Source organism: Olsenella sp. Marseille-P4559 (assembly GCF_900605015.1).
GTDB lineage: Bacteria > Actinomycetota > Coriobacteriia > Coriobacteriales > Atopobiaceae > Tractidigestivibacter.
In genome coordinates, this window is sequence record NZ_LR027575.1 from 262711 (window position 1) to 289032 (window position 26322).

Here is a 26322-nt window from a genome sequence, read left to right on the forward strand (position 1 = left end):
TTTCTCTCGCCTACCATGGCGCTAACGCAGCGGGGAGGCATCATGACAGTTCTGATAATCGTTCTCATGGCAATCGCCATGTTGGTGGTTGCGTGCGTGGCTCGCGCGGCGGCACTCAAGCCAACGCTCCCCATGGGTTCGCCTATCGACGCGGGCGGCTACCACGCCGGCGACGAGGAGGTCGAGCGCTTCCGCACGCTGCTGCGCATTCCCACGGTCTCGCGCGACGACCCAGCCAAGCTCGACCGCGGGCCCTTCGACCGGTGGGTGCCCACGCTGGAGCGCCTCTATCCGCGCACGTTCAAGGCGCTCGAGCTCACCCGCATAGACCGGTATGGGATGCTCATGCGCTGGCCCGGTCGCGACCCCTCGCTGGCTCCCGTTGTGATGATGGCCCACCATGATGTGGTGCCCACGGACGGTCAGGATTGGACCCATCCTCCCTTTGCGGCCGAGATTCACGACGGCCAGATCTGGGCGCGGGGCACGCTCGACAACAAGCTCTGCTTCTGCGGCTGCATGGAGGCGTTCGAACACCTGCTGGCCGAGAATTACGTTCCGCCGCGCGACATCTGGTTCTTCTCGTCCTGCTGCGAGGAGACCTCCGGCCCCACGGCCGACAATGCCGTGGCCTGGCTGCGCGATCACGGCGTGCGTCCCTGCATGGTCCTCGACGAGGGCGGAGCCGTCGCCACCGGCGTGCCCCTGGGCGTGACCTCGCCCATGGCCATGGTGGGCGTCTCCGAGAAGGGCCACGTGGACGTCACCGTGACGGCTCGCGGGACCGGCGGGCACGCGTCTGCCCCCTCGAGGAACGACGCCACGCGCCTTCTCGCCCGAGCGGTGGAGCGCATCTGCGCAAACCCGGGAAGGCCCCAGGTGGCAGATGCCGTTGCCGCGATGCTCCAGGAGCTTGCCGCTCGCGGAAGCTTCGCCTATCGCATCGTCTTTGCCAACATGTGGCTCTTCCGGCCGATTGTGGGGCGCATCCTGGCGTCGGGCGCCGAGACGGGCCCCATGGTCCGCTCGACCTACGCGCTCACGCAGCTCGCCGGCTCTCCCGCGAGGAACGTGCTTCCGCCCGAGGCCACAGCCAACCTGAATGTGCGCGTGGCTCCCTTCGAGGACGTGGCCGCCTCACTCGTCCGCATCCGGGCTCAGGCCGCCGAGGAGTGCCGGGCGTCCGGCGTCGCGGCTGATGCCGTAAGCGTGGAAATCGCCGAGAACAGCCTGGTCAACGAGCCGTCGCCCTTCTCGCCCCACGACGACGCGCGGTTCGACTACATCCGTCGCTGCGTGGCGGGCGTCTACCCCGAGGCCGGCGTCTGCCCCTACGTGCAGACGAGCTGCTCGGACTCGCGCTCGTTCACGAAGATCTGCGACCACGTCTACCGCTTTGCCGCCTTCGTCTACACGCCGGTTGCGCGCGGCCTCATCCACGGCGCCAACGAGCGCATCCCGGTTGACGACTACAAGTGCGGCGTCGAGTTCTACGTCGCCTTCGTTCGGGGGCTTGACCAGCTGGGCGCATAGGCTGAGAGCCCCTTGCGCGTCGCGCTTTAACCAACGAGAGGAAAAGGCATGGCCGAGAACGATGCAGATTCCAAGGCGACCAAACCCGCAAGGGGCAAGATTCCCTTCGACTGGGAACGCTGTGCGGTGGCGTCCCTTCCCTTCATGGGAATGATCTCGTTCTGGCAGGTGTTCGATGGCCTTGTGCCCAAGATGCTCACCCAGACCTTCGGGCTCTCCAACTGGCTCACAGGCGTTGTGATGGCGCTCGACAATGTCCTCGGCCTGTTCCTTCTGCCTTGGTTTGGCATCCTCTCGGACCGCTGCCGCTCGAGCCTGGGGAGAAGGACCCCCTTCATCCTCGCAGGCTCTGCCGTGGCGGCTGTCTCGGTGCCGCTCATCGCTGTGGCTAACAACCTGGGAAGCCTGCCCCTGCTCATCGCGATGATCCTGGTGACGTTGGTCGCCATCTGCTCGTATCGCACTGCGACTCTCGCGATTGTCGCCGACATCACGCCGCGCCCCTTGAGGACCAAGGGCGACTCGGTCGGCAAGATCGTGGGGTACGCCGGAACGGGTGTCATGCTGGTGGCGATCTCGGTGCTCGTCCCCTCCGTCGCGGACCCGGACTACGTGCCCGTCTTCCTGCTGCAGGGCATCGTGATCGCCGTGGCGGCAGTGGTCTACCGTGTGCTTCTCGACGAGTCCAAAGCCGTGGCAAAGATGCACGGGGAGAGCCTTGCCATGGGCATCAGGGAAGACGCTGTCGACGTAGACGGCGATGCCGAGCAGGGCAGGGAGCGCGTGACCGACCCAGAGCTTCTCCGCTCGATTGCCCTGCTCCTTGGTGCAGTCTTCTTCTACTACATGTCCTACAACGCTATGACCACCAACATCTCACGCTATGCGTCGGACTTCTTCTCGATGCTCGGCGGTTCATACGCGATCATCAACATCGTCACCATTGCGGGCGGGCTCCTATCTTATGTGCCGGTGGCCAACCTCTCGCTTAGGGTGGGCAGGAAGCGCGTGGCCCTCGTGGCCGGGCTGGTGATGACCGTATGCCCCGCCATCATGTGGCTCTTCCCGGCGTTCACGCCTCTCTACTACGTGCTCTTCCTGCTCATGGGCGCATCGCTTGGCGCGGTGGACCTGTGCGTGTACCCCATGATCCTTGAGGGCACAAGCTCGAGAAGCGTCGGCCGATACTCGGGCTACTACTACACGGTGAGCATGGCGGCGCAGGTCGTGACGCCCATACTCTCGGGCCTGGTCATGGACGTGGCCGAGTCGCAGCTCTTCCTCTACATCACCATGATGGGGGCTGCCATGTGCGTGTTCATCGACCTGGCAAAGCACGGCGACTCCATCCTCGCGGACGAGATTCTGCGTCGCGAGGCCGGTACGGGGGAGTAGGGTGCAAGTTAGAATATGTCGCAGTGAGTTTACGATGGGGTTTCAGCGCCAATCTGGCGGTACTTACCCCCGGTTCGTAGGAGATGCTGCTGGTTTTAGCCCTATGGTTCAGAAATCAGTTCCTCTTGAGCCGCTTGTCCGATTACGCTCTCTGCAACACCGAAACTAAGACGTATTTGTTCGCAGGCAGCCAGATGTTGCCCCACTCCGTCGAGGTATTGTCTTCGAGATAGCAGACCTGGTCGATATTGAGCACAGGTGCGGACTCGTCACACTCCAACAATTCGCCGCGGAGTTTTCCGGCAATCCTCGCGCCGTACCGGACTTTTGCGTAACCGAGTTTTTTGCCAGACGCCTCTTCAATGGCGCTAAAAAGAGTTCTCTTGGAGTAGTCAAATTTGTCAATGCCAGGGCAGGTCAGCATGTTGATACGACTCTCCATGTACAACAGCGGGCCTTCTTCTGTTGAGCGAACGCGCCTGAGATAGTAGATGGGGGAGTTGAGTGGTACGCCCAGTCGCTGCGAGCACACCTTATCTGCAGTGATGACCTCGGCCCCCACGACCTTGGTAGTGAAGTTGATGCCCTGCATGCTTAGTGACTCGGCGAACGAAAGAAGGCTATTCCCCGTCAGATGCTCGACATTGGGCTTGATGACGAAGCTGCCTTTTCCCTTGACTTTTGTAATAAGACCCTCGTTCACCAGGAGCTGAATACCCTTTTGAACCGTTCCCCGGCTAATTCCGAACTGAAGCATAAATTGATGCTCGGATGGAAGCCTTGTCCCCTCCGGCCATTCTTGCGAATAAACCTTATCTCGGATGTAGTCTGCAAGCTGAACGTGCAGCGAAGGTGCTGTATCTGGGGATTGGTCCATGGCTATCACTCGTTCTGCTTGGATGCCCAATGCCCTTTTCGCACGACTACATGACTACATCTGCTATAGAACAACGGGCGACAATCACTAACACATCTCTGATATCGCCCATATTATAAGCGCCGCTCCTCCTACAAACAGAAGCAGGATGGTGAGACCATTTATCCCCAGAAAAGTCGCATGAAGAGAATTATATAGACCGCGTTTCCATGTCTCCCCGGGAAGGGTGTTGGTTCGCACTACGATAACGCATGCGCGGATGGCGTAGACAATCACAGCTATTCCAATTGCGATTCGTGCAATTCCCAATACAAGACTCTGCTGTGCGAAAGAACGAATATCTATGTTGAGAACGCTCGGGAATACGTACGCAAGTAAAGCAATTATGAGAACCGAAAGAAACAGATAGCCAGATCCTTTCTGGAGGTTCTTTCTCGATGTCTCGGGGCTTTGTTTAGTGCTTTTCGCGCTCATTTTTCCTCCGCTTGTTGATTGCGAATTCATATACAGGTCTTGCTCAACACTCGGTAGATATAATTGTCTACAAAATAGTAGTCAAGCTTTGGAGGATTTGGCAAATGGTGAAAATAGCCCCCTCATTGATGAATATGAGTCTGCTCCAGGTTGAGCACGATTTGCACATACTGGATTCAATAGCGGATTTGTATCACGTTGACATCATTGATGGTCACTATGTTCCAAATATGTGCCTGACGCCCCACTTCATCGCTCAAATACGCCCGATCACAACTAAGCCTATCGAGGCGCATCTGTATGTAGATGGAATCAACAAAGAGTTTCTCGATTCATGCATAGACGCCGGTGCATTTCTGTTGACTCTCCCGGCGGATGGGGTAGGACGCTCGATTCACAGGTTCTGCGAGTACATTCACAAAAGAGGAGTAAAGGTCGGGGCGTTCATTAATCCTTCTGATTCCGTTAACGTTGTTTCGTCCTATGCCACGGAGCTTGACTCCCTTCTTATTTTGTCCGTTGACCCAGGATTTACCGGGCAGAAGTTCATTGAGGGAACCTATGACAGGATTGTCGAGGCAAAAGTCCTGCGTGCTGAGGCTGGGGCTCATTACGATATTGCAATTGACGGAGGATGCAATGCGGCGAACTATCGTCTGCTGATAGAAGCCGGATGTGATGTCCTGAATCTCGGGCGCGGACTTTTTGATAACGGCGATTCGCTTGAAGACTCAGCGCGTTGCACTTACGAAGAGATTCGGGCCGCCGCGTGTGAGGCAAGCAAGTCGTCCGTTCTGAACAATTGACCATAAAAATGAAGTCAACCAATCCGTCCGCCTTTAATAATCTACCGCTTGCCTTATTCAAAACATGACTACAAAATAATGGTCAAGAATACTTCCTGTGGCAATGAGACCGCTCGGATTCATTTGAGGGAGGTGTAGGAATGGTTGGAATCGTTGTGGCATCGCACGGATCGTTGGCGTCTGGAATGCTCGATGCACTTGAGTTGCTGAGCGGAGAGCAAAAGGCAATAACGGCGATTGGGCTTCAGCGTGGTGACTCCCCTGACGCCTTTGTTGCCAAAGTAAAAGAGGCAATCAATGCCGTTGACGAAGGTGACGGGGTTCTGGTGTTGGTTGACTTATTCGGCGGGACTCCCTCAAATGCTGTTGCCCAGTTGCTCGGACGTGATGATCTGAATGCCGTGGCCGGGGTTAACTTACCGATGCTGCTCTCGGTGGTATTTGCTCGTGACGAGATGGATCTCAAGGCGCTCACTGAGGAAGCGGTTCGTGCGAGCTGTGACAGCGTGGTCGATATTCGACGCAAGCTGTTCGACACGAACGACGACGAAGAAGAGTTTTAATGTGATTGGGGCTACTATGCATGCAGCTGGCATGGACAACGTTCTTCTAACACGTGTTGATGACAGGCTGGTCCACGGTCAAGTCATGACGTCGTGGCAGAAGGCCACTGGCGCAAACAAATTCATGGTGGTTGACGACGAGGTCGCGGCCAACGACCTTATGAAGACCGTTCTCAAGGGCGTTGTGCCTAGCAACGTGAAGCTTGGCGTGTTTACGGTCCAGAAGGCCGTGGACAGATTGGTCAAAGGGTTTAAGCCTACTGACAAGGTAATCATGCTGGTTAAGACCCCGCTCACAGTCCTCAAGCTTTCTGATGCGGGCATTGACTTTGATTCCCTCAACATCGGCGGCATGGGCATCAGCGGAAGCCGTAAGACCTTCTACCAGAATATTGCTTGCTCTGACGAAGAGGGTGACGCCATGCGCAAGCTTATCGATAGGGGTTGCAAGATCACCATTCAGATTGTTGCCGACGATCCCAAGAAGGATGTCGCGGAACTCCTGAAGTAGGTCCAATAAGTCTCTCTCGTTGAGAAGGCAGGTGCTTGTTTCTATGCAAATCACCCTGTTGCAAGCTTTTCTTGTTGGTGTCGTGTACTACATGGGCTTTGTCGGAACCCCGTGGCTCATCGGTTGCCTAGGTAGCCTTTCAACCATTCAGAAGCCCCTGGTGGCAGGCGTGCTCGTTGGTTTTATCCTCGGGGATCCGGTGCAGGGTTGCATCATCGGCGCTGCAGTACAGATGCCCTTCATCGCCTACATCTTTGCAGGCGGTGCTCAGCCCAATGATCCAGGTCTTGCCGGTACGCTCGGCGTCGCACTTGCACTTGCGGCCAACCTCGAGCCGGAGGCTGCAGTTGCGATTTCCGTCCCGATTGCTCTTGTGGGCACGATTGTCAACGTCATTCGTATGACGCTGGACGTTACGTTCGTTCACATGATTGACCGCGCTTGCGAGAAGGGCGATATGAAGCAGGCAGTCTTCCTGCACATCGTCCCGCCGCAGATTCTTTGCTTCATCCTCTGCGTTGTTCCTGTTACCCTCGGCTGCTACTTCGGTGTCGACGCCGTCAATGGCATCATTGAGGTCATGCAAGGCCGTCCTCTGTACACCCTTGAGGTTATCGGCGGAATCCTTCCGGCACTCGGTATTGCCATGAACCTCCGCACGCTCGACCGCCCCGGTACCCTCATCTGGTTCGTCTTCGGCTTCATTCTCAGTGCCTATCTTGGCCTTGGTGCTATGCCGATCGCAATCATTGGTTTCGTTATCGCATTCTTCTATGTTCAGCTCGAGACGAAGGCCGAGGAAGGGCGCGGAGCAGCGATGCCCCAGATTGCGGCTACTTCAGCATCGACTTCAAGCGTTGCCTCCGATGACTCTGACGATGACTTTGAATAGGGGATGACACTCATGGCAGAAGATACGAAGAACGTTGTGACTGCTTCCAATGCCGAAGGAAATCACCTCGACAAACGTGACGTTACGCGTGCATGGTTTAAGTGGGTTTGCCTTTCCAACACGAATTACAACTACGAGCGCCTGATGGCATCTGCACTGCTGGCATCCTTCTCGCACATTCCCGACAAGCTCTACCCTGGGGATGATCAGAAGCGCGTCGAGTTCATGAGGCGTCAGATGGAGTTCTACAACACCGAGCCCCACTTTGGCTGCATCATCAACGGCCTCGCGCTCTCGATGGAAGAGGAGATGGCGAACGGTTCAGCCGTGACGCCCGAGGCTATTACCGCCGTCAAGACCGGTCTCATGGGACCGTTTGCAGGCATCGGTGACACTCTGTGGCAGGGTACGCTCACGCCCATTCTGCTTGCCGTGGCAATGCCCCTTGCTACGCAGGGAAATCTGCTTGGACCTCTGCTCTACATCGTCCTGATGTATGCAATCATGCTCTTCATCTCGCACTTTATGTTCTTCACCGGTTACAATTCGGGCAAGGAAGGCATCGAAAACATGATGGCTTCCGGGTCGGTCAAACGCCTGATTGCCACTGCGTCCACCATGGGCGCCATCGTTCTGGGGTGTCTTGCAAATAGTTACGTTACCTGCACGTCGTATCTGCAGATTCCAGTTGGCGAGGGTTACATTGACCTCCAGGCGACGCTCGACTCTATCCTTAAGGGCGGGGTGCCTCTCGCAATTACCCTTCTGACTTGGTATCTCCTCAAAAAGAAGAACATGAATTCAACAGTCGTTCTTCTTATCTTGGTTGGCATTGGTGTCGTGCTTGGTGCTACCGGTCTCTTTGGCGGTGCAGCATAGTATTTCTCACCCGGCTTTGGAAATCCCCCAAAGCCGGGTGCCATTTTCTCAGAGACAAAAGAACCCTGCTCATTTTTCATTAGGACGGAAATAACCTTATGGACAAGATTGTTCTCAAGCGCCCGTTTTTCGTCGTAAACCCCAAGTCCTACCTGTACGGCGAGGGGCTCCGCAGGCTCGCGCGCAAGACCGACGAGCTCTGCGAGCGCTACGGCTTCCAGTCCCTGTTCACCGCGCAGCTCGTCGACCTCGCGTGGGTCGCGGACAACTGCCCGCACCTCATCCCGTGCGCGCAGGCGATGGAGAGCCTCAGGCCGGGCCGAGGCATGGGGCACGTCCTCCCCGAGGCCCTCGCGGCGGCGGGGGTGCGCGCCACGTTCCTCAACCACGCGGAGAACCCCATGACGGTGGGAGAGCTCGCCAGGACCATCGTGCGCGCCCGCGAGGTGGGCATCCTCACCTGCGTCTGCGCCGACTCCGTCGAGGAGGCCAGGGCGATCGCCGAGCTCCACCCCGACATCATGACCTGCGAGCTCAACAGCCTCATCGGCACGGGTCACGTCGCCGGCGAGGACTACACCCGCGCGTCGACGGAGGCGGTCAAGTCCGTCTCGCCCGGGACGATGGTCCTGCAGGCGGCGGGCATCTCGACCGGCCAGGACGTCTACGACGCCATCTACTATGGCGGGGACGCCACGGGCGGCACCTCCGGCATCGTCTGCGCGGAGGACCCCGAGGCGAAGCTCGAGGAGATGTTCGCGGCGCTCGACCGCGTCCGCGCCGACGTCCGGGGGGAGGCCTAGCCATGACCGTCTACAAGGGGCTCGTGAGGGTCGAGACGCTCGCCGGGAAGCCGACCTACGTCGACGTCACCGGGGAGGTCGCCGGCATCGTCTCCCAGAGCGGTATTAAGGAGGGGGTCGTCCACTGCATCTCCTGCCACACGACCTGCGCCGTCTACTCCCAGGAGTTCGACCACGACGTGACCCCGGCCGGCGACACCTTCATGCAGGCCGACCTCTCGGACGGCCTGGACAGGGTCTTCCCGGAGCAGCACGACTGGAAGACGTACCGCTACCCCGGCCTTCGCCACTTCGAGGAGGTCGAGGGCTGGCCGGACGCGGAGGCCTACCTCCCAGGGGGCGACCGCACCCTGCTCTGGAACGGCGACGCGCACCTGCGCTCCGTGCTCGTGGGCGGCAGCCAGACCTTCGAGGTGGCCGGCGGCAGGCTCGAGATGAACGGCCTCGCGAGCATCTTCTTCGTCGACTTCGACCGCACGCGCGAGCGCACCCGCAAGCTCCGCGTCGTGGTGATGGGGGAGTAGCGTGCGGGTGGGATTGAACCCGCCCGCCTACTGCTGTGGCCTTCTCATGAAAGAGAGTACAAAAGCATGCTGGTAAACCTCACTGATATGTGTGCTATTGCCGAGCAAAATAACATGGCAATTGCCCAGTTCGACACCCCGAGCCTTGAAGCATTGCGCGCGGCGCTGGATGCCGCCGAAGAACTCGGTTACCCCGTAATGATTGCTCACGCAGAGGGTCATGAACCTTATGTTCCCCTTGATGTGATTGGCCCGACGATGGTCAATCTTGCCGAGAAGTCCAGCGCAATGGTATGCGTGCACTTGGACCATTGCGAAAACCTCTCGTATATGAGGCGTGCGCTCGAAATGGGATTCAATGGTGCAATGTTCGATGGCTCCTACCTTCCCTATGAGAAGAACGTTGAGATGTCTCAATATGCGTCGCAGATGTGCGCAGAGTTTGACGCCGGCCTCGAGTGTGAGCTCGGGTCCATGGGGTCTCGTGAGGCTGGTGTGCGCCCCGAGGGAGGAACTGCCGAGGAGTCTGGGGCAATATATACCGATCCGGAACAAGCTTCTGACTTTATTTCTAGTACTGGGCTAGACGCACTTGCTTGTTCCTTTGGCACCGTTCACGGCCTATATAAGGGCGAACCTCACCTGAACTACGATGTGCTTACCGAGATTAGAAAGAAGAATAAGGTTCCTCTTGTCATGCATGGGGGTTCCGGTGTTTCGGATGAGGATTATGCAAAGTCCATCAACGCAGGCATCCGAAAGATCAATTACTACACGTATGGTGTTGTCCGAGCTGGAGAAGCTGCTCGTGGTATCATTGATTCATCTGCAGGCAAGCCCGTGTATTGGCACGATATGACAATGGCTGCTTACAATGCCTTGTACACCGATTTCAAGAAGACCATCGAAGCGTTTGCAAACGGAGCAAAGCCGGTTGCTTAGTTCCAACGGTTGATATATCTCCTTGCTGACAACTCAAAACGCGCATTGATGAAAACCACGGACGGCCGATGTATACTGGCTGTTCGTGGTTTTCTGTATAAAAATGGCCACAATCTTGCATCCGTAATGAATGGACGGAGTCGCTCCTATCAAGACGAGACATCGTCTTTGCGGCGAAAAGACAGTATTGGGAGACAGTTCAAAACAGTTTGTTTGAAAAGAGTGCGTTACGGTTGGGGCTATGAATTGGCGTCGGGTTTTGCCACCATTCTTCGCGACTGGTAACCTCAAGTAGCTTTTCGGCACGTATCACTCAAAGCGGCGAAGGGGCGGAGTACCAGTTGGACCTGATAGAGCGCATGAAGTCCCAAGAGGGAAACTTTACCGAGTCTGAGCTTGCCGTCGCCCGCTACATTGCCGGTCACCCCATGGACGTGGTGGGTAACACCGTCTCGAAAGTCTCGGAGCTCTCGGGCCTCTCTGCTGCTGCCATCGTGCGCATGTGCCAGCGCATGGGCTACAGCGGCTTCTCGGAGTTCCGCTTTGAGATGGACCGTCAGCTTCTCTCCAACGGCACGCAGGAGGACGGTGCACGAGAGGGCGGTCTCCTCTCCCGCTTTGTGAACATCAATGCCGTCCAGCTGCGCAAGGTCGCCGAGGCAATCGATATGGCGCAGCTCAACCACGTTGCCGCATCAATCTGCGCTGCCCCGCACGTTGCCGTGTGGGGTGTCGACCGCATGTACGAGAGGGCCTTGCAGCTCTCCGCCGGCCTCATGCACGTTGGTATCTTCAACAGCGTGACAAATGACACGACGGTGATGGACGACGTCGCGGGCATTCTAGGCAAGGGCGACGTCTGCGTGGTCATCTCGCAGAAGGGACGCGACTACGACGCCTACGCCCTGCTCATGGACGCGATTCGCGAGAACGGCGGGGAGGCCTTCTTTGTTACGGTGAACGCACGGAGCCAGTTCATCTCGCACGCCTCGAGCGCCATCGTCCTGCCTAACATTGGTACCGGCGGACGCTCAGACCTCTCTGACGCCCAGCTCATGATCTACCTGTACTTGGAGATTCTTCTCGACGAGGTCGCGTACCTGAAAAGCAAGGCCGAGAGCGATGGCGACAAGGCAAACACGCCGGACGGGGGCGAGAACCCCCGTCCGGGTGAACAAGAGCGCTAGCCGAGAAGCTCGGAGACAACCGAGGCGACAAGAGTGCGTGGTAGCAGTACGTCGAGACCAGACGCCTCGCGCGCGGCGTCGCGCATCTGCGTGGTGAAGCCCATGCAGTCAAGGCAAAGGAAGGCATCGTTCGAACCGCAGAGCGTGGCCGCCGTCTCGCGCACCCCGTCGATGCCTGCATAGGGGCTTGCCGAGACAACGTCCACTTCGACGCCGTGCTCGCCCCACCAGACCTTGGCCTGCTCTACCTGGGACGACTCGGGCACCATCACCGCCACGCGCCGCCCGCCCGCAAGGGCGCGGGCAACGGAGTGGAAGAGCGGCTGGGGGTAGACGAGAGGGACCTCGTGTCGCATCTCGGGGAAGGAGCCGGTGCACAGCACGATAATCGCCCGCGCGCCTTCGTGCTCTGCCTGGTCAATTCTCGCCTGGACCAAGGGCAGCACCTTTGTGCCGGAGAACGTGACCTGGGAGCCGTCGCGCATGCGCGAGACGAGCACCTCGTCGTCGGGTTCGGGGGCAAGGTCGCGCTCGACTTCGGTGGCGGTGAGGTTATCGAGCGCCCCATACTGCACTAGCTCGAGCGTTGAAGCAAGGCGCGACTCGAGGTCCGCCGTCATGTCCGTGCGGGGTGCCTGCCCAACAGTGATGCCGGCAATCCTGGTTCGTGCCATGCCTAACGTGCCTGGCCAGAGGTCTGGAAGCGCTCCATGGTGCCATAGAGATCGGTCAGGTGCTTGAACTGCTCGGGGTCAAAGAATGTGCAGGAACCCTGACCGTAGACCTCCGCCACCTCCACGGCAAAGCGCGCGGCCTCCTCCACGTCGGTGCCGTGGGTGGCACCAGTGGCGCAACCGGCGACCATCTGCTCGGTAGCAATGGCAACGCCAACTACGGGCGCGCTGGTTGCGGTGGCGGGCTGCAGGATGCTGTTGAGGTGGTAGAGGTCGTTGCCGTACGGGGTGATGTCCTGCTGGGAGAGGGCAAAGACCTGCGGCATCTTTCCGGTGACGCGTGTCATAACGTCCATGAGGTCGTTGGAGACCGAGAGGATGTAGCCCTGCATCACGGTGGGGGAGATGGCGATTCCGTTCACGTTGATGATTCGGTTGCCCTTGGTGGTGTCGATCGAGACCACGGCGTCCATGCGCGGGTCGACCTCCATGCGGTTCATGGTCTCCATGTCGATAGGAGAATCCATGAAGGGCACGGGCTCGTGCGGGAGCGTGGGGGCGTCGGGACACACATGGGTGGCAACGATGACGTCGCCGGCAAGGACGTCGCCCTGCTCGTGCATCTCAACGAGCTTGAGGGCGGCGGTGAGTGCCGCGAGGGCACCGTCGCCGTCGGACACGGCCACGATGAGCTCGGGACGGGCGCCAAGCCCACCGAGACGGCCGACGACGCCGAGCGTGGGGGCGTCTCCGCCAGAAGACTTGCCGTTGGAGCCGGGGATGAGGACCTTCATGCAGTCGGTGCCGCCGCGCTCGCCGGAGACGCGCTCGACGGTAACGTCGCTTGCGCCGTGGGCGCGGAGAAAGTCCGCGACTTCGTTTCCCGATGCGGATGGCTTGTCGATGAGGTCATAGATGTCGAGCATCTGGCGAAGGAGCATTGGAATTCCTTTCAACGAAATACGTTTCAATCCACGTGCCAAACAATTCGCAGACAACACCGAGAACCGGCGTGTTTAGCGTCTACCTTAGCCCGAGAAGAGCCGTCAATTGTTACAGCACGATGTAACTTGTTTCATGCGAGTGAAATACACGCCCCCAGTCTCTGCTCTCCTGTCGCCAGCATGGCATGCTGCATTCAACGACCCGCAGGAGGTGGGTCAACGCGTGTGTGCCGCGTTGGTTGCCGGGAGGATTTGCCTGGCATGAGGGAGGAGCTGGCGATGAGCGCTCAGAACAAGACCAGGTTGAACGTGCAGGAGTCCATGGCGTGCCTCTCGAGGCGCGGCTTCCTACGCACGGCGGGAATGCTGGGCCTTGGCGTTGCAGCTGCCGGCCTTGCGGGATGCGGCGGGAGCGCCGACAGCTCGTCTAACTCAGCGGGCACCAGTGGAGCTGCCGGTGGCACCCTCGTGATCTCCCTGCCTTCCTCGCCCAAGTGCCTCGACCCCATTCTCTATACGGGCACCTACGAGTCCCAGATCATCAACTGCGTGTGCGACACGCTCGTCGACTACAACATGGACCTCTCCCAGATCGTGCCGGTTCTTGCGACCGACTGGACGATCAGCGACGACGGCCTTACCTACACCTTCAACCTGCGCAGCGACGCCAAGTTCCAGAAGGGCCAGTACCAGGACGGTCGTGCCGTCACCGCGGAGGACATCAAGTACTCTCTCGAGCGCTCCGCCAAGCAGTCCTCGATGAACCGCCTGGCGATGCTCGACCACGTTGACGTTGTGAGCGACACGACCGTCAACTGCGTCCTCAACGCCCCCGCTGCTTCGTTCCTCACCGCGCTCACCGATGCCGGAAACGTCATTGTCCCCAAGGAGGAGGTCGAGGGCTGGGGCGACTCATTCGGCGACCACCTCGTTGGTTCCGGCCCCTTCAAGCTCGACCAGTTCCTCAAGGACCAGGAGTCCGACCTCTCCAAGAACGACACCTATTGGGGTCCCACGCCCAACCTCGACGGCGTGACCATCAAGGTCGTCACCGACATGACTCAGGCTGCAAACGGCCTCACCACCGGCGAGCTCGACATGGCCACCTCGCTCACCGGCGAGTCCATCCAGACCATCAAGAGCAACTCCGACCTTGTCATGCAGCAGACGCCTGCCCTGCACATCGCCTACGTCTACTTCAACCAGGTGAACGGCCCCACCGCCGACCAGCGCGTGCGCAAGGCCATCCTCATGGCAATCAACCGCGATGACCTCGTGAAGGGCGTCTATCCGTACGGCGAGGCCGAGACTGCCTCCCTGCCGCTCCCCAAGGGCAGCTGGGGCTACGATGCCTCCGTCGAGAGCGACGTTCCCGCATACGACCCGGACGCCGCGAAGGCGCTGATGGCAGAGGCGGGATACGCTGACGGCCTCTCGCTCAACCTCTACATCTCCAACACCGAGGCTCGCATCAAGATGGGAACCATCCTCCAGCAGACGCTCAAGGAGACCCTGAACATCGACCTCGCAATCAACCCGTCCGACTGGGGAACCTTCAGCGCCACGGCCGCCTCTGGCACCGCTGACATGTATGGCATGAGCTGGACCTGGTATCCTGACCCGTTCTTCTTCCTCAACAAGCTCTTCAGCAGCTCCGAGGTGGGCGCGCTCGGCAACGGCGCAGGCTTTAGCCACCAGGACGTCGACGACCTTCTTGACAAGGCTCTTGCCGTCACCGACCAGGACCAGCGTGCCGACTACTACAAGCAGGCACTCAAGGCGATCGTTTCCTACGACCCGATGCTGGTCTACGCCTCCGAGTACGTGAACACCGGCCTCACCACCAAGGTCCAGGGCTACGAGCAGCGCGCCGACGGCAAGATCGTCATCGTGAACGACGAGGTCAACGTCTCGAAAACCGCGTAGCAGCAACATCGATTCTATCCAGCCGAGGGAGCATGGGCGAGACCTGCGCCCCCTCGGCACCGAATGGGGCCATCCTGCGTCGCGTTCGGATGAGAACACCCAGGGGGTGGTAGCAGGATGGCCAAGACAATCATCAGGCGGGCGCTTCAGACCATCCCCGTCCTGCTCGTTGTCGTAACGTTCACGTTTGTCCTCACGCGCATGATTCCCGGAGATCCCGCGGTGACCATGCTCGGTCCGCAGGCCTCGCCAGATGCCATCGAGACCATGCGAGAGAAGATGGGCCTCAACGAGCCCATGCTGCAGCAGTACGTGAGCTACGTCCTCGGCGTCCTGCAGGGGGACTTTGGCTATTCCTATTCCTACAACGGAGCAGTGATGCCCATCATCCTGAGCCGCCTCCCGTCCACGCTGATGATCACCATCACCGGACTCGTGCTCGCCATCCTGGTGGGGATTCCCATCGGCGTCGAGTCTGCGGTCAAGCAGAACACCGCCTTCGACTACATCTTCATGGTGCTGGCGCTTGTCGGCGTGTCGATGCCCATCTTCTGGCTTGGTCTGATGCTCGTCCTCACCTTCAGCGTGAACCTGGGATGGCTTCCCGTGATGGGCATGGGCAATATCGCCAAGGGTGCCTGGGACGTGGTGAGCCACATGATCCTGCCGTGCCTCTGCCTGGCGACGATTCCCGCCGCGACCTTTGCCCGCATCACGCGCTCCAGCATGCTCGAGTCCATCAACGCGGACTATGTGAAGGCGCTTCGCTCCCGCGGCATCAAGGAGTCCGTGGTCATCTGGAAGCACGCATTCAAGAACGCCCTCCCGCCAATCGTCACCGTGCTGGGCATCCAGCTTGCCGGTGCCTTTGCCGGAGCCATCCTCACCGAGACGATCTTCTCCTGGCCTGGCCTGGGGACCCTCATCGTGAACGCGGTCAACGGTCGCGACTATGCCCTCATCCAGGGCGTGGTTCTCTTCTCGGCAGTGGTCTTCGTCTTCGTGAACCTGGTTGTGGACATCGTGTACATGATCATTAACCCCAAGGTGAGCTACGAGGGAGGTGCCCGCTAATGGCAGAGCAGACGAATGCGACCGCGCCGGAGGCCCTGAGCGACGCCGCCAACCTCGAGATGCTCAAGCGCGAGCGGCGAGCGAACAACGTCTGGCACAAGCTCACGCGCAACAAGATGGCCGTCGTGGGGCTTGTCATCGTTGCCTTCATGGTCTTTCTCGCCGTGTTCGCACCGATCGTCTCGCCCTATGACCCCAATGCGACGGACATGTCCAACATGTTCGCGGCGCCGGGGCAGGCGGGCCACCTATTCGGCACCGACTCCTATGGTCGCGACCTGTTGTCTCGCATCATCTATGGTGCGAGAATTTCAATCTTCATCGCCATCGGCGGCACCATTGTGGGCGCCATTATTGGCGTGCTCCTCGGCCTTGTCGCCGGCTTCTTTGGCGGTGCGGTCGACTCCGTCATCATGCGCATCATGGACGGCATGATGTCCTTCCCGTTCATTCTTCTCGCCCTCATCCTCATGACCATCCTGGGACAGGGCACACAGAACGTGATCATTGCCATTGGCGTGGCAAACGTCCCCAACTTTGCTCGTGTGGTGCGTGGCCAGGTGCACGTGGTAAAGAACGAGGAGTACTGCAACGCCGAGAGGGTCATAGGTGCCTCTCCCGCGCGCATCCTCTTCAAGCACATCTTCGCCAATGCCATGTCCCCAGTCATCGTGTACTTCACGCTCAACATCGCAAGCGCAATCATCTCGGAGGCGGCGTTGTCTTTCCTCGGCCTTGGCGTGCAGCCCCCAACCGCATCGTGGGGAGCGATTCTCTCCGAGGGCAAGAGCGCGCTGCAGACCGCACCGCACATCGCCACCATCTCGGGCGTCTTCATCCTGCTTACGGTGCTTGGCTTCAATCTCTTTGGCGACGGCATCCGCGACGTCTTCGATCCCAAGCAGAAGCGGTAGGTGGTGAACATGACCGAGCAGAACACGGGGCTTCTCGATGACGCCGGAACAAAGTCGGGCGAGAGGATCCTCGAGGTGCGCAACCTCAAGACGTACTTCCACACGGCAGCTGGCATCGCCAAGGCGGTCGACGGCGTGAGCTTCTCCCTTGACCGCGGCAAGACCCTTGCCATCGTGGGAGAGTCCGGCTCTGGCAAGAGCGTGACCGCCTCCTCCGTGATTCGCCTGCTTGCAAAGACCGGCAAGATCGAGGGTGGCTCCATCGAGTTCGATGGCATCGACATGGTTCACGTGCCGGAGCGCGAGCTGCTCAAGCTTCGTGGCAGCGACATCTCGAAGATCTTCCAGGACCCCATGAGCGGCCTCGACCCGGTCTTCAAGGTGGGCACCCAGATGGTCGAGCTCATCCGGGCGCACAGCGACTTGGGCAAGAAGGAGGCCTACGACCGCGCCGTCGAGATGCTGCGCCTCGTTGGCATCCCAGACCTAGAGGCTCGCATGGACGCCTACCCCTATGAGCTATCGGGCGGCATGTGCCAGCGCGTGATCATTGCAATGGCGGTGAGCTGCCACCCCAAGTTCATCATCGCCGACGAACCAACGACCGCGCTTGACGTTACCGTTCAGTCCCAGGTCCTCTCGCTTTTGCGAAGCCTTCAGGACGAGCTGAGCACTGCCATTCTCCTTATTACCCACAACCTTGGCATCGTGTGGGAGATGGCGGATGACGTCATGGTGATGTACGCGGGACGCACGTGCGAGTACACCTCCATGAGGGAGCTCTGCTCAAACCCGCTCCACCCATATACCTGGGGCCTTCTCGACTCCATGCCGCGGCTCTCCGACACCGCGAAGACCGACCTCAAGACCATACCGGGCGTGCCTCCCGACCTCAGGCTTACTGGTACGTGCTGCAACTTCTGCAACCGCTGCCCCTATGCGACGGAGGAGTGCCACAAGCGCGTGCCGGAGCTCAAGGAGGTTGAGCCGGGGCACTTTGTGGCGTGCCTGAGGCAGGACGGCGAGCACAGGCTCGTGAGAGGCGAGGTGAACCACCATGAGTGAGACGCAGCCGATGGCTGTTGCCGCTAAACCCCAGGTTGCGAGCGGAGAGCCCATTCTCTCCATCAAGCACCTCTCCAAGGACTTCCGCCTGCGCGGCGGGAAGCTCTTCTCCAAGCCGCAAGTGCTCCACGCCCTTTCCGACGTGAGCCTGGACGTCTATCCCGGCGAGACGCTGGGCATCATTGGCGAGTCCGGCTGTGGCAAGTCCACGCTGGGCCGCTGCGTGGTGCAGCTGCACCAGGCCACCTCGGGCCAGATCGTCTACGGTGGCCAGGACATCACCAAGCTTGCCGGGCAGCAGCTCAAGGCGGTTCGCAAGGACATCCAGATGATCTTCCAGGACTCCTATTCCTCGCTTGACCCGCGCTACACGGCGGCCAAGACCATCGAGGAGCCCATGCTCATCTACCGTACCGAGCCCGATGCCTCCAGGCGCGAGCAGCGCGTCCTCGAGGTCATGCGCGAGGTCGGCCTGGACGTGCAGCACCTCCAGCGCTATCCGCACGAGTTCTCCGGCGGTCAGCGGCAGCGCATCAACGTGGCCCGCGCCCTGGTGCTTGACCCCAAGGTCATAGTCTGCGACGAGCCCGTCTCCGCGCTTGACGTCTCCATCCAGGCGCAGGTGCTCAACCTCTTCCGCCACCTGCAGCAGGAGCGAGGCCTCACGTACCTCTTCATCAGCCACGACCTCTCGGTCATCAAGCACATCTCCGACCGCGTTGCGATAATGTACCTGGGGCGCATCATGGAGCTGTGCCCTGCCGACAAGATCTATGCGCACCCGCTGCACCCCTACACCAAGGCTCTTCTCTCCGCCATTCCGCCCGAGAGCCCCTTCGACAAGAAGGAAGAGATCAAGCTCCAGGGCGAGATTCCAAGCCCCGTGGGCGAGCAGGTGGGATGCCCGCTTGCCGGCCGCTGCCCCTTCTGCATGGAGCGCTGCCGCCACGAGCGCCCATCGCTCGAGGAGGTCGAGGCCGGCCACCGCGTGGCGTGCTTCAAGTACCACGACGTCGTGGCGGAGTAGCCGTGCGAGTCTCGCGTAATCAGTCCGTTTGTTCGTTCGGAGGAGTGTTTGTCTGCCATGCCACAGGTCACGAAGGAAGAGCTCCACAAGAAGGTTCTCGACCACAAGGATGAGCTCGTCTCTCTCTGCCAGGACCTCATTCGCATCAAGAACCAGAGCCCGCTGGACCCGCAGGAGCCTGCGGTCGACTTTGTGAGAGGGTACCTTGCGAGCCATGGCATCGACTCGCAGCGCCTGGTTGCCTATGCGGGCGAGGACTACCCGGTAGTCTATGCTCGCATTGGCTCTGACGAGGGCTTCCGCATTGTCCTTAACGGCCACGTGGACGTGGTTCCCGTGGGGAACCTCTCCGGCTGGGACTTTGACCCTTTTGGGGCAGAGGTGTTTGACGGGAAGATTCACGGTCGCGGCGCCTCTGACATGAAGTGCGGCCTCGCGGTGCTGCTCTTCTCGATGGCGCTTCTCAACGAGTCTGGCGCCAACCTAAAGGGCGACATCCGCCTCCACGTGGCTACGGACGAGGAGATCGCAGGTACTGGCACCAAGTGGTTCTGCGACCACGGCTATGCGGACGGGGCGGATGCCGTGATGGTGGGGGAGCCCACCGGCCACGACACCATCGAGATTGGCCAGAAGGGCATCCTGCACCTCACGCTTACGGTGCATGGCACGTCTGGCCATGGTTCGACGGGCAACTACAAGGGCGACAACGCCATCACCAAGCTGGCGCGCGTCATTCTCCACATCGACGAGCTGATCTCCGTTCCTGGGCACTACCTGCCAAGCCAGGCCCACGCGGTTGCCAACTCGCGCACCATTGCCGAGCGCACCATCGACAACCCCCTGGTGGGCAACGCAATCGACCACTGCTCGGCCAACGTGGGCATCATCGAGGGCGGCGGCAAGATCAACCAGGTGCCCGACCTTGCAAGCTGCAAGGTGGACGTGCGCCTGCCCTACGGTTGCAAGCACGAGGACGTGGTTGCTGTCGTCGACCGCATCATCGAGGAGAGCGGCGTCTCGGGCGTGGAGGCAAGCTACGAGTGGATCGCCGAGGGCAACTACACCGATGACACCTGTCTCTTGGTGACTAGTCTCAAGGACAACATCGAGAGCGTCTGGGGCGAGGAGTGCCTGCCCGCCTACCAGTGGGCGTCCAGCGACGCTGCGCACTATCGCGCGCTTGGATGCCCCACCATCCAGTTTGGCCCAGCCAACAATGCCGGCATCCATGGCTACAACGAGGACGTGGACGTTGAGGACGTGGTGCATGCAGCAGAGATCTACATGCTCACCCTCTGTGACATGCTGGGCATCGAGTAGGGAGGTCTCACATGGGAGAGTGCGAGTGCGGTTGCGAGTGCGGGTGCGGTTGCGAGGCCACGGTGGACGAGGTCCCGGAGGCAAAGAGCGCACAGCTCACGTGGCATGTTGGCGATGAGACGATTGACTATGCGGCAACGGCTGGCCACTTGGACATCGTCGACCGCGACAAGGTTCTCGAGGGGCGCATGTTCAACGTCTCCTATGTTGCCACGGCCATTGATGGCAGCGAGGTAGACCCTCACAAGCGCCCGGTGACCTTCTGCTACAACGGCGGTCCCGGTTCTGCATCGGTGCCCATCAACTTTGGCGGCCTTGGCCCGCGTCGCGTTGTGACCCACGGGATGGACTTCGTGGGCGCTGGATATGAGGTCGTGGACAACCCTGGCACCCTGCTGCGAGAGTCAGACCTCGTCTTCCCGGATGCCCTGGGCACGGGCTGGTCCTTCGTGGCGGATGGCTACGATACCAAGCGCGTCTATGGCCTCGAGGAGGACGCACGAACCTTCTGCCGTGCCATCTGCCAGTGGCTTGACGAGAACGACCGCTGGGGTTCTCCGCTCTACATCTTTGGCGAGTCGTACGGGACCATGCGCAGCGCCGTTCTCATGCGCTACCTTGGCGAGGCGCACGTGCCCCTGGCGGGCGTCGTGATGCTCTCTGCCTACTACGACTGGACGCAGAACCTTCCGGGCAATGACCTCTATTACGTGGGCATGGTTCCCACCTTTGCCTCGACGGCGCAGTACTTTGGCCTAGTTGGCCAGGGCGTCGACGAAGACGAGTGGTTCGACAGGGCCTCTGCGTTTGCTGGCGGCGAGTATGCCTGCGGCATCTTCCAGGGAGACGAGATCGATCCTGCCGAGAAGGACGCCTTGGCAGAACATCTGTCTGCCTTTATCGGGCTTCCCAAGGACTATCTGCTTGTCCGCAACAACCGAGTTGAGCTTGAGGACTTTAGGAAAGACCTGCTCGCCGATCGTGGCCTCGTGTGCGGCCGTCTTGACCAGCGCTTTACTGAGACATCTCTGCTTCCCAGCCAGCGAGCCTCGTTCTACTTTGCCTGCGAGGACCCTGCCAACCACGCACTCGAGAGCTGCTGGTATGCTGCGTTCCGTGACTTCCTACGCAGCGACCTTGGCTACGAGGGTCCAGCCGAGTACCGCCTTTCGGTATGGGGCGAGATCGGCATTGGCTGGAATTGGGTCCACGACGAGCCCGGCTTCGACGAGACGACCGTTGCGGCGCCCAACCTAGCGTACGACATCGCCGTTGCCATGAGGCGCAGCCCCACGACCAAGCTCTGCATCTTGGGCGGTCGTTACGACACGGCAACGCCCTGGTGGAACGTGCGGCACACGATGTCGCAGCTCTACCTGCCGGATGCGCTCAAGCGTCAGATCACCTGGCATCGCTATGGGTGCGGACACATGGCCTACACTGACGAGCCCACGCTCCACGCCATGGCAGCCGATTGGCACGAGTTCTATAGCGAGTAGCCTCACGCAACCACTAACTTGCCGGTGGAGCACCGGCGAGCACCATACAGCGAACTTCTCCTACCCATTATCTACCCTGGTGGGTAATATTTGGGTAGGAGAGGAGCTCTCATGAGAGAAAACGAGCATACAGAGTTCAAGCGTGAGCCAACCAAGCAGGTGGTTAGAGAGGTAATCGCCTTTGCGAATACCCATGGGGGGACCCTGTATTTGGGGGTGGATGATAGCGGCACTCCCGTTGGGATTGCTGATGCTGATGCCGCAACACTTGCCGTGGTCAATTCAATCAGGGACTCCATTTCTCCGGACGCAACATCTCTCTGTCATGCTGACGCCTTGTCGAACGAGGAGTGTAAGGACTTGTTCGGCAATAGCCCCCAATCGGGCGCCGTTGTTCGTCTGACAGTTGAGGAGGGGAGAAGGAAGCCCTATTACCTTGCGCGAAAGGGATCAGTACCCGAGGGCGTATTCGTTCGAGAGGGGCCTTCGACTGCTCCAGCAGACCCAGGTCGAATTCTCGAGATGATTATGGAGTCGAGCCATTCTTCGTTCGAAGATCTTCCCGCAGGTGCGGATGACCTTTCGTTTGAAGCCTTGCGCAAGTCATTCTCGGCGGCAAAGCTTGAGCTGGGACAGCGTCAGATGAGGACGCTTGGCCTGAAGGACGGCGAGGGCACTTTCACCAACCTGGGCCTAATGCTGTCCGACCAGTGCCCCTTCTCCTTCCAGCTTACGTCATTCCAGGGCTCTGACGTGCGCATTATCAAGGATCGAAAGATTCTCGAAGGCAGTGTTCTCTCACAGCTAGAGCAGATGATCGACTACCTTGAGTTCAGAAACGAGACCAGCGGCATTATCACGCTTCCATATCGGATCGAGACGAGGAGCTACCCGGATGATGCCCTGCGCGAAGCAGTCCTTAATATGGTCATGCACCGCGACTATGGCTCTCCTGTCATCAACAAGGCAAGCGTCTTCGACGACCGCATTGAGTTCATGACTGCTGGGGGTCTTGCCCGAGGTGTCCGGATGGACGAAGTGACAAGCGGCACGTCCGTATGCCGCAACCCCAGACTGGCCAATGTGATGTTTCGCCTTGGCATGGTTGAGGCATATGGGATGGGGTTGCCACGCATCTTTGCGGCATATGCGGGAAGGTCTGCGAAGCCCATCGTCGAGGTCTCTGCCCACGTGTTCAAGCTGACGCTGCCTAATCTCAACTACGTTCGCGAGCACGGAGTGCCGGCATGGGCGGAGGAGGGGTCTCTCGTCCCCATGGGCGGAGTCCCCAGAACCATGGAGCAGGTGCCAGGACCCCGCGTAATGCGTCCAGGGGACTCAATTCACATGGTGATGAACATCGTGGAGTCCAACGGGAGCATTACGCGCGTGGAGGTCGAGCAGATCCTGGGCGTCTCAAGGTCCAGCGCCGGTAGGCTTCTTGAGGGCTTGGTGCAGGAGGGCAAGCTCAAGAAGGTGGGTTCCGGGCGCTCCAGCGCGTATGCTGTCGTAGCGTAGATAAAGGACGCACGATCACTCGCTCAGCGAGGAAACAAGGCTGTCTGCCCCTGCGGTAGGCCTTAGGTTTGCTCTCTGCTCGAGAATGTCTGTTCTGCATGATTGACGCTACTCAAGCTTTGGGGGTCACGTGGCCGGAGTTGAAACCAAGGGTGAAATCCTTTCGTATCTAGACAAGGTAACGCGAGAGATTGACCCACCAAAGGCAGAACCCTTCACTACCACTGCCGTTGCCAGCGCCTGCCATGTGAGCCGGAACTTGGCGAGTCAATATCTAAACGAGCTGGTGAGAGAAGGACTTGCAATTAAGGCTGGATCTCGGCCAGTACTCTTCCTGCATCGCAGGGATTTGGAACGGTACTTGCAGACAAAGCTTGAGAAGAACGAGTATTCCTCAATGTCCGAGCTGCTCATGTCAGCTGGAAGAACGGCATCACGAGATTTTGAGCAGGCAATCGGAAGCAACCTGTCTCTTGGACAATGCGTTGAGCAGCTCAAGAGTGCCATGCAGTATCCTCCCCACGGAATTCCGGTGCTCCTCGTTGGGAATCATGGGACAGGTAAGGAATACCTATCCAGGCTCACCTTCGAGTACGGAAAGAATGCGGGAATCCTCAGCAAGAATGCCTCGTATATCTCGGTTGATGCGTCTCGGCACAGAAATGCTGGTGCGTCTATCGAACGGCTGATCTTCGGGGATAGCAAGATACCGGGCTCCGTTGGTAACTCCCATGGGGGAGTCGTTTACATTCGACGCTTTGATCACCTGGATTCTGTCTCTCGAGATGCCATACTCCAGAGGATTCGAGAAGGCGAGACTGGCATACAACAAGAGGGTGGCTCCGCACGCTTCATTCTTGGAACGAGTCGAGAGATTGACAGCGATGCCGTGAGGGCAATTGCGCGGTCTATCCCCATCGTGATTAGGCTCCCGCGCCTTTCGGAGAGAACCATGGAGGAACGCACGCTCCTTGTTATGGATTTCCTCAAGAAGGAGGGCAGACGAGTTGCATCTGACGTGGCAATCAGCCGTGGAGCGCTCAGAGCTTTGGTCGCAAATGAGTTTGAGGACAATGTAGACGGCCTTCGCGCATGCATAACCAACTGCTGTGCCAACTCGTATCTCAACAGGAAGGATGACCGGCTTGTAATACAGACCTATAACCTTCCTCCCGACATCATTTCTTCTCTTCAGACAAGAGCTGATGACGACCAGCTTGTCTCCGGCGGTGCGGAGGAGGCTTTTTACGCTCATCGGCGCGTAACCGGTATATTCCAGCAACTGGTCGACTCATTCCGCTCATTCGAGGAGGGGAAGCTCTCGTTTGACGAGTTCTTCTCTTCGGCAGTTGCGGCACTGAAGTCCTACGAGGACTTCCTGGATTTCGGCGACCAGAGCGCAGACGAGCGCTTCGCTTCCTACGAGCAAGTTATTGGCCCCGTTGTCGATGAGATTAACGAGTCTTACGGTCTGGACCTAACGAGGAAGACCGCTCGACTTCTTTCGCACCTGGTCGTGTCTCAGTTATGGGCTGGAACTCCCTTGACATCGTGGCGCATGCACAACCGGGCCACCTTCAAATCCCTTTGCGCGGAGCTCTCCCGCCGTCATTCGGTGGCTTCTTCCGCAGTGTCTCAGATTGACTTCAAGGTGAAGCTCGCGCTTGGCGTGGAAATGGATGACTTGGTTCGGGCAGTGCTTCTTCTAGACATCTGCCAGGTCCTCTCTCCGGGAACCAGAAGGAGAAAGGCATTGGGAGTTGTGATGTGCCATGGCTACTCGACCGCCACGAGCATTGCGGAGGCGGCTAACAGGATGCTCCACGCGCGGGTGTTCGAGGCCATCGACATGACTTACGAGCAGCAGTTCTCGGATGTGGCAATTCCCCTTGCGCATCTGCTGGAGCGATTCTCGTTCTGCGAATCAATGGTCATCCTAGTCGACATGGGCTCCTTGGAGCAGATCCTAGATGTGATTCCAAGCTCCATCAGCAGCGACGTGTATGTGATGACCAATGTGTCGACGGGTCTCGCTCTGGAAGTAGGAAGTATCCTCGAGGGTCACGAGAGCCTGAGCGACAGCCTGCCAAAGGTCATCGAAGCCGCATCTCCGTGCTATCGCGTTGCCCGGCTGTCAAAAGCAGGGGAGACAGTCCTCTTCTGTTCCGAGGCGGGTGTAACCGCTGCCGAGAAAATCAGAAGGCTCATCCAAGATAGCCTCCCACAGGGCCTTCCGATTACTTTTGCAGCCTGTGACTACGAAGAGCTGGCGAGGGATGGGAATCAGTCTCCTTCCGTCGAGGGCGAAAACGTTCGAGCTATCGTTGGGACGATGAATCCTAACGTTACGTCTGTTCCCTTCGTCGCCTTGGAAGATCTTCTGAGTCAGGGCTACTCAGACAAGCTCGATGCCGTGTTTGCGAAGTACTTGGACCGTGCTGACATATCCGCATTCCACTCTGCGCTCCTGAAAAACCTGACGCTGAAGAACGTCGTTGAATCAATAACCATTCTCAACCCAGAGATGCTCTATGTTGAAGCCGACAATGCTATCCGACGACTTGCACAGCTCAGCGGGAAGAACATCGACTCGAAAAGAAGGCTCGGCCTCTACGTGCATCTTTGCGGACTGATCGAGAGACTCGTGACGAACAACTTCGTTGACTCCTTCTCGGGGGAGGATGAGTTCGTGCGTTCGAATTCCGAGTTCATTGCCTGGTTCCGAGCCGCATTCTTCGAGATGTGTCAACGCTATCGCGTTGAGGTCCCTGTTTCGGAGATAGCTTATGTGTACAAGATGCTCGAAGCCGATGGCTCCATTGGGGAATCTACTCGCAATGGACGCGTTTCTCTTGAAGACGAGTGATGACGCTAGAAGTGTCGAAGGGTTGTGTCGAGCAGAATACGATGCGCACGCACTGAGATTGCCGATTGTCGAAAGTGGCTTGTGAACGGCGCTTCTCCTTAGCCGT

Annotated in this window: 24 protein-coding genes and 1 pseudogene; 21 read left to right on the forward strand and 4 right to left on the reverse strand. The window is 59.1% G+C overall.

All coding sequences use genetic code 11. The features are described from left to right. The first annotated feature begins 42 nt into the window (after positions 1-42). Both E0E00_RS12750 and E0E00_RS12755 read left to right on the forward strand, forming a co-directional pair. Entirely contained in the window at positions 43-1533 is a 1491-nt protein-coding gene (locus tag E0E00_RS12750) for a M20/M25/M40 family metallo-hydrolase (RefSeq protein WP_130812922.1), read from the forward strand. Between the two features lie 48 nt (positions 1534-1581). Then, on the forward strand, positions 1582-2928 hold the full coding sequence (locus tag E0E00_RS12755) for an MFS transporter (protein WP_130812923.1): 1347 nt from the start codon (positions 1582-1584) through the stop codon (positions 2926-2928). A gap of 142 nt (positions 2929-3070) precedes the next feature. On the opposite strand, the gene E0E00_RS12760 is transcribed toward E0E00_RS12755, so the two are convergent. Both E0E00_RS12760 and E0E00_RS12765 read right to left on the reverse strand, forming a co-directional pair. After that, entirely contained in the window at positions 3071-3835 is a 765-nt protein-coding gene (locus E0E00_RS12760) for a GntR family transcriptional regulator (protein WP_242622268.1), read from the reverse strand. Positions 3836-3892: 57 nt separating this feature from the next. After that, complete coding sequence (locus E0E00_RS12765; RefSeq protein WP_130812924.1) at positions 3893-4279, reverse strand: hypothetical protein; 387 nt, start codon at positions 4277-4279, stop codon at positions 3893-3895. A 104-nt stretch (positions 4280-4383) separates the two neighbouring features. Between E0E00_RS12765 and E0E00_RS12770 the strand changes: the two genes are divergently transcribed. The 9 genes from E0E00_RS12770 to E0E00_RS12810 all read left to right on the forward strand — a co-directional run bounded on the left by E0E00_RS12770 (position 4384) and on the right by E0E00_RS12810 (position 11386). Further along, on the forward strand, positions 4384-5085 hold the full coding sequence (locus E0E00_RS12770; protein WP_130812925.1) for a ribulose phosphate epimerase: 702 nt from the start codon (positions 4384-4386) through the stop codon (positions 5083-5085). Between the two features lie 140 nt (positions 5086-5225). Further along, positions 5226-5648 carry a PTS sugar transporter subunit IIA gene (locus E0E00_RS12775; RefSeq protein ID WP_130812926.1) on the forward strand — a complete coding sequence of 141 codons (423 nt, stop codon included), beginning with the start codon at positions 5226-5228 and terminating at the stop codon, positions 5646-5648. Position 5649: 1 nt separating this feature from the next. Continuing rightward, positions 5650-6159 (forward strand): PTS sugar transporter subunit IIB, encoded by a 510-nt coding sequence (locus E0E00_RS12780; protein ID WP_242622269.1) that lies wholly within the window; start codon positions 5650-5652, stop codon positions 6157-6159. Between the two features lie 43 nt (positions 6160-6202). Beyond that, positions 6203-7051: a PTS sugar transporter subunit IIC gene (locus E0E00_RS12785; protein ID WP_130812927.1), complete on the forward strand. Its 849-nt coding sequence runs from the start codon at positions 6203-6205 to the stop codon at positions 7049-7051. 12 nt (positions 7052-7063) lie between these two features. Next, the gene (locus E0E00_RS12790) at positions 7064-7930 is read left to right on the forward strand and encodes a PTS system mannose/fructose/sorbose family transporter subunit IID (protein ID WP_130812928.1); all 867 of its coding nucleotides are present in this window, start codon (positions 7064-7066) and stop codon (positions 7928-7930) included. Positions 7931-8028: 98 nt separating this feature from the next. Further along, positions 8029-8733 (forward strand): triose-phosphate isomerase, encoded by a 705-nt coding sequence (locus E0E00_RS12795; RefSeq protein ID WP_130812929.1) that lies wholly within the window; start codon positions 8029-8031, stop codon positions 8731-8733. Between the two features lie 2 nt (positions 8734-8735). Further along, complete coding sequence (locus tag E0E00_RS12800; RefSeq protein ID WP_130812930.1) at positions 8736-9257, forward strand: YjbQ family protein; 522 nt, start codon at positions 8736-8738, stop codon at positions 9255-9257. Between the two features lie 66 nt (positions 9258-9323). Beyond that, positions 9324-10199: a class II fructose-bisphosphate aldolase gene (locus tag E0E00_RS12805; RefSeq protein ID WP_130812931.1), complete on the forward strand. Its 876-nt coding sequence runs from the start codon at positions 9324-9326 to the stop codon at positions 10197-10199. Between the two features lie 341 nt (positions 10200-10540). Next, a complete protein-coding gene (locus tag E0E00_RS12810; protein ID WP_130812932.1) occupies positions 10541-11386 on the forward strand; it encodes a MurR/RpiR family transcriptional regulator in 846 nt (281 codons plus the stop codon). Here E0E00_RS12810 and E0E00_RS12815 read toward each other — a convergent pair. Beyond that, a complete protein-coding gene (locus E0E00_RS12815) occupies positions 11383-12060 on the reverse strand; it encodes an AroM family protein (RefSeq protein WP_130812933.1) in 678 nt (225 codons plus the stop codon). The genes E0E00_RS12810 and E0E00_RS12815 overlap by 4 nt on opposite strands. Positions 12061-12062: 2 nt before the next feature. Beyond that, positions 12063-13001 (reverse strand): DUF1177 domain-containing protein, encoded by a 939-nt coding sequence (locus E0E00_RS12820; protein WP_130812934.1) that lies wholly within the window; start codon positions 12999-13001, stop codon positions 12063-12065. A 264-nt stretch (positions 13002-13265) separates the two neighbouring features. Between E0E00_RS12820 and E0E00_RS12825 the strand changes: the two genes are divergently transcribed. From E0E00_RS12825 to E0E00_RS12865, 10 genes and pseudogenes are all read left to right on the forward strand, one after another. Then, on the forward strand, positions 13266-14930 hold the full coding sequence (locus tag E0E00_RS12825; protein WP_207302764.1) for an ABC transporter substrate-binding protein: 1665 nt from the start codon (positions 13266-13268) through the stop codon (positions 14928-14930). Between the two features lie 117 nt (positions 14931-15047). Beyond that, entirely contained in the window at positions 15048-16004 is a 957-nt protein-coding gene (locus tag E0E00_RS12830; protein WP_130812935.1) for an ABC transporter permease, read from the forward strand. Beyond that, the gene (locus tag E0E00_RS12835) at positions 16004-16918 is read left to right on the forward strand and encodes an ABC transporter permease (RefSeq protein ID WP_130812936.1); all 915 of its coding nucleotides are present in this window, start codon (positions 16004-16006) and stop codon (positions 16916-16918) included. The genes E0E00_RS12830 and E0E00_RS12835 overlap by 1 nt, the downstream gene beginning before the upstream one ends. A 9-nt stretch (positions 16919-16927) precedes the next feature. Further along, on the forward strand, positions 16928-17983 hold the full coding sequence (locus E0E00_RS12840) for an ABC transporter ATP-binding protein (protein WP_130812937.1): 1056 nt from the start codon (positions 16928-16930) through the stop codon (positions 17981-17983). Then, positions 17976-19010, forward strand: coding sequence for an ABC transporter ATP-binding protein (locus E0E00_RS12845; RefSeq protein ID WP_242622270.1), 1035 nt, complete (start codon positions 17976-17978; stop codon positions 19008-19010). The genes E0E00_RS12840 and E0E00_RS12845 overlap by 8 nt, the downstream gene beginning before the upstream one ends. 57 nt (positions 19011-19067) lie before the next feature. Next, on the forward strand, positions 19068-20333 hold the full coding sequence (locus tag E0E00_RS12850) for a M20 family metallopeptidase (RefSeq protein WP_130812938.1): 1266 nt from the start codon (positions 19068-19070) through the stop codon (positions 20331-20333). Between the two features lie 11 nt (positions 20334-20344). Continuing rightward, positions 20345-21832 carry a S10 family peptidase gene (locus E0E00_RS12855; RefSeq protein ID WP_130812939.1) on the forward strand — a complete coding sequence of 496 codons (1488 nt, stop codon included), beginning with the start codon at positions 20345-20347 and terminating at the stop codon, positions 21830-21832. A 111-nt stretch (positions 21833-21943) separates the two neighbouring features. Further along, a pseudogene (locus E0E00_RS15495) lies at positions 21944-22321 on the forward strand (helix-turn-helix domain-containing protein); the annotation flags it as partial. A 39-nt stretch (positions 22322-22360) separates the two neighbouring features. Beyond that, positions 22361-23350: an ATP-binding protein gene (locus E0E00_RS12860; protein ID WP_242622271.1), complete on the forward strand. Its 990-nt coding sequence runs from the start codon at positions 22361-22363 to the stop codon at positions 23348-23350. 130 nt (positions 23351-23480) lie between these two features. After that, positions 23481-26216 (forward strand): sigma 54-interacting transcriptional regulator, encoded by a 2736-nt coding sequence (locus tag E0E00_RS12865; RefSeq protein ID WP_130812941.1) that lies wholly within the window; start codon positions 23481-23483, stop codon positions 26214-26216. The last annotated feature ends 106 nt before the right edge of the window (positions 26217-26322 follow it).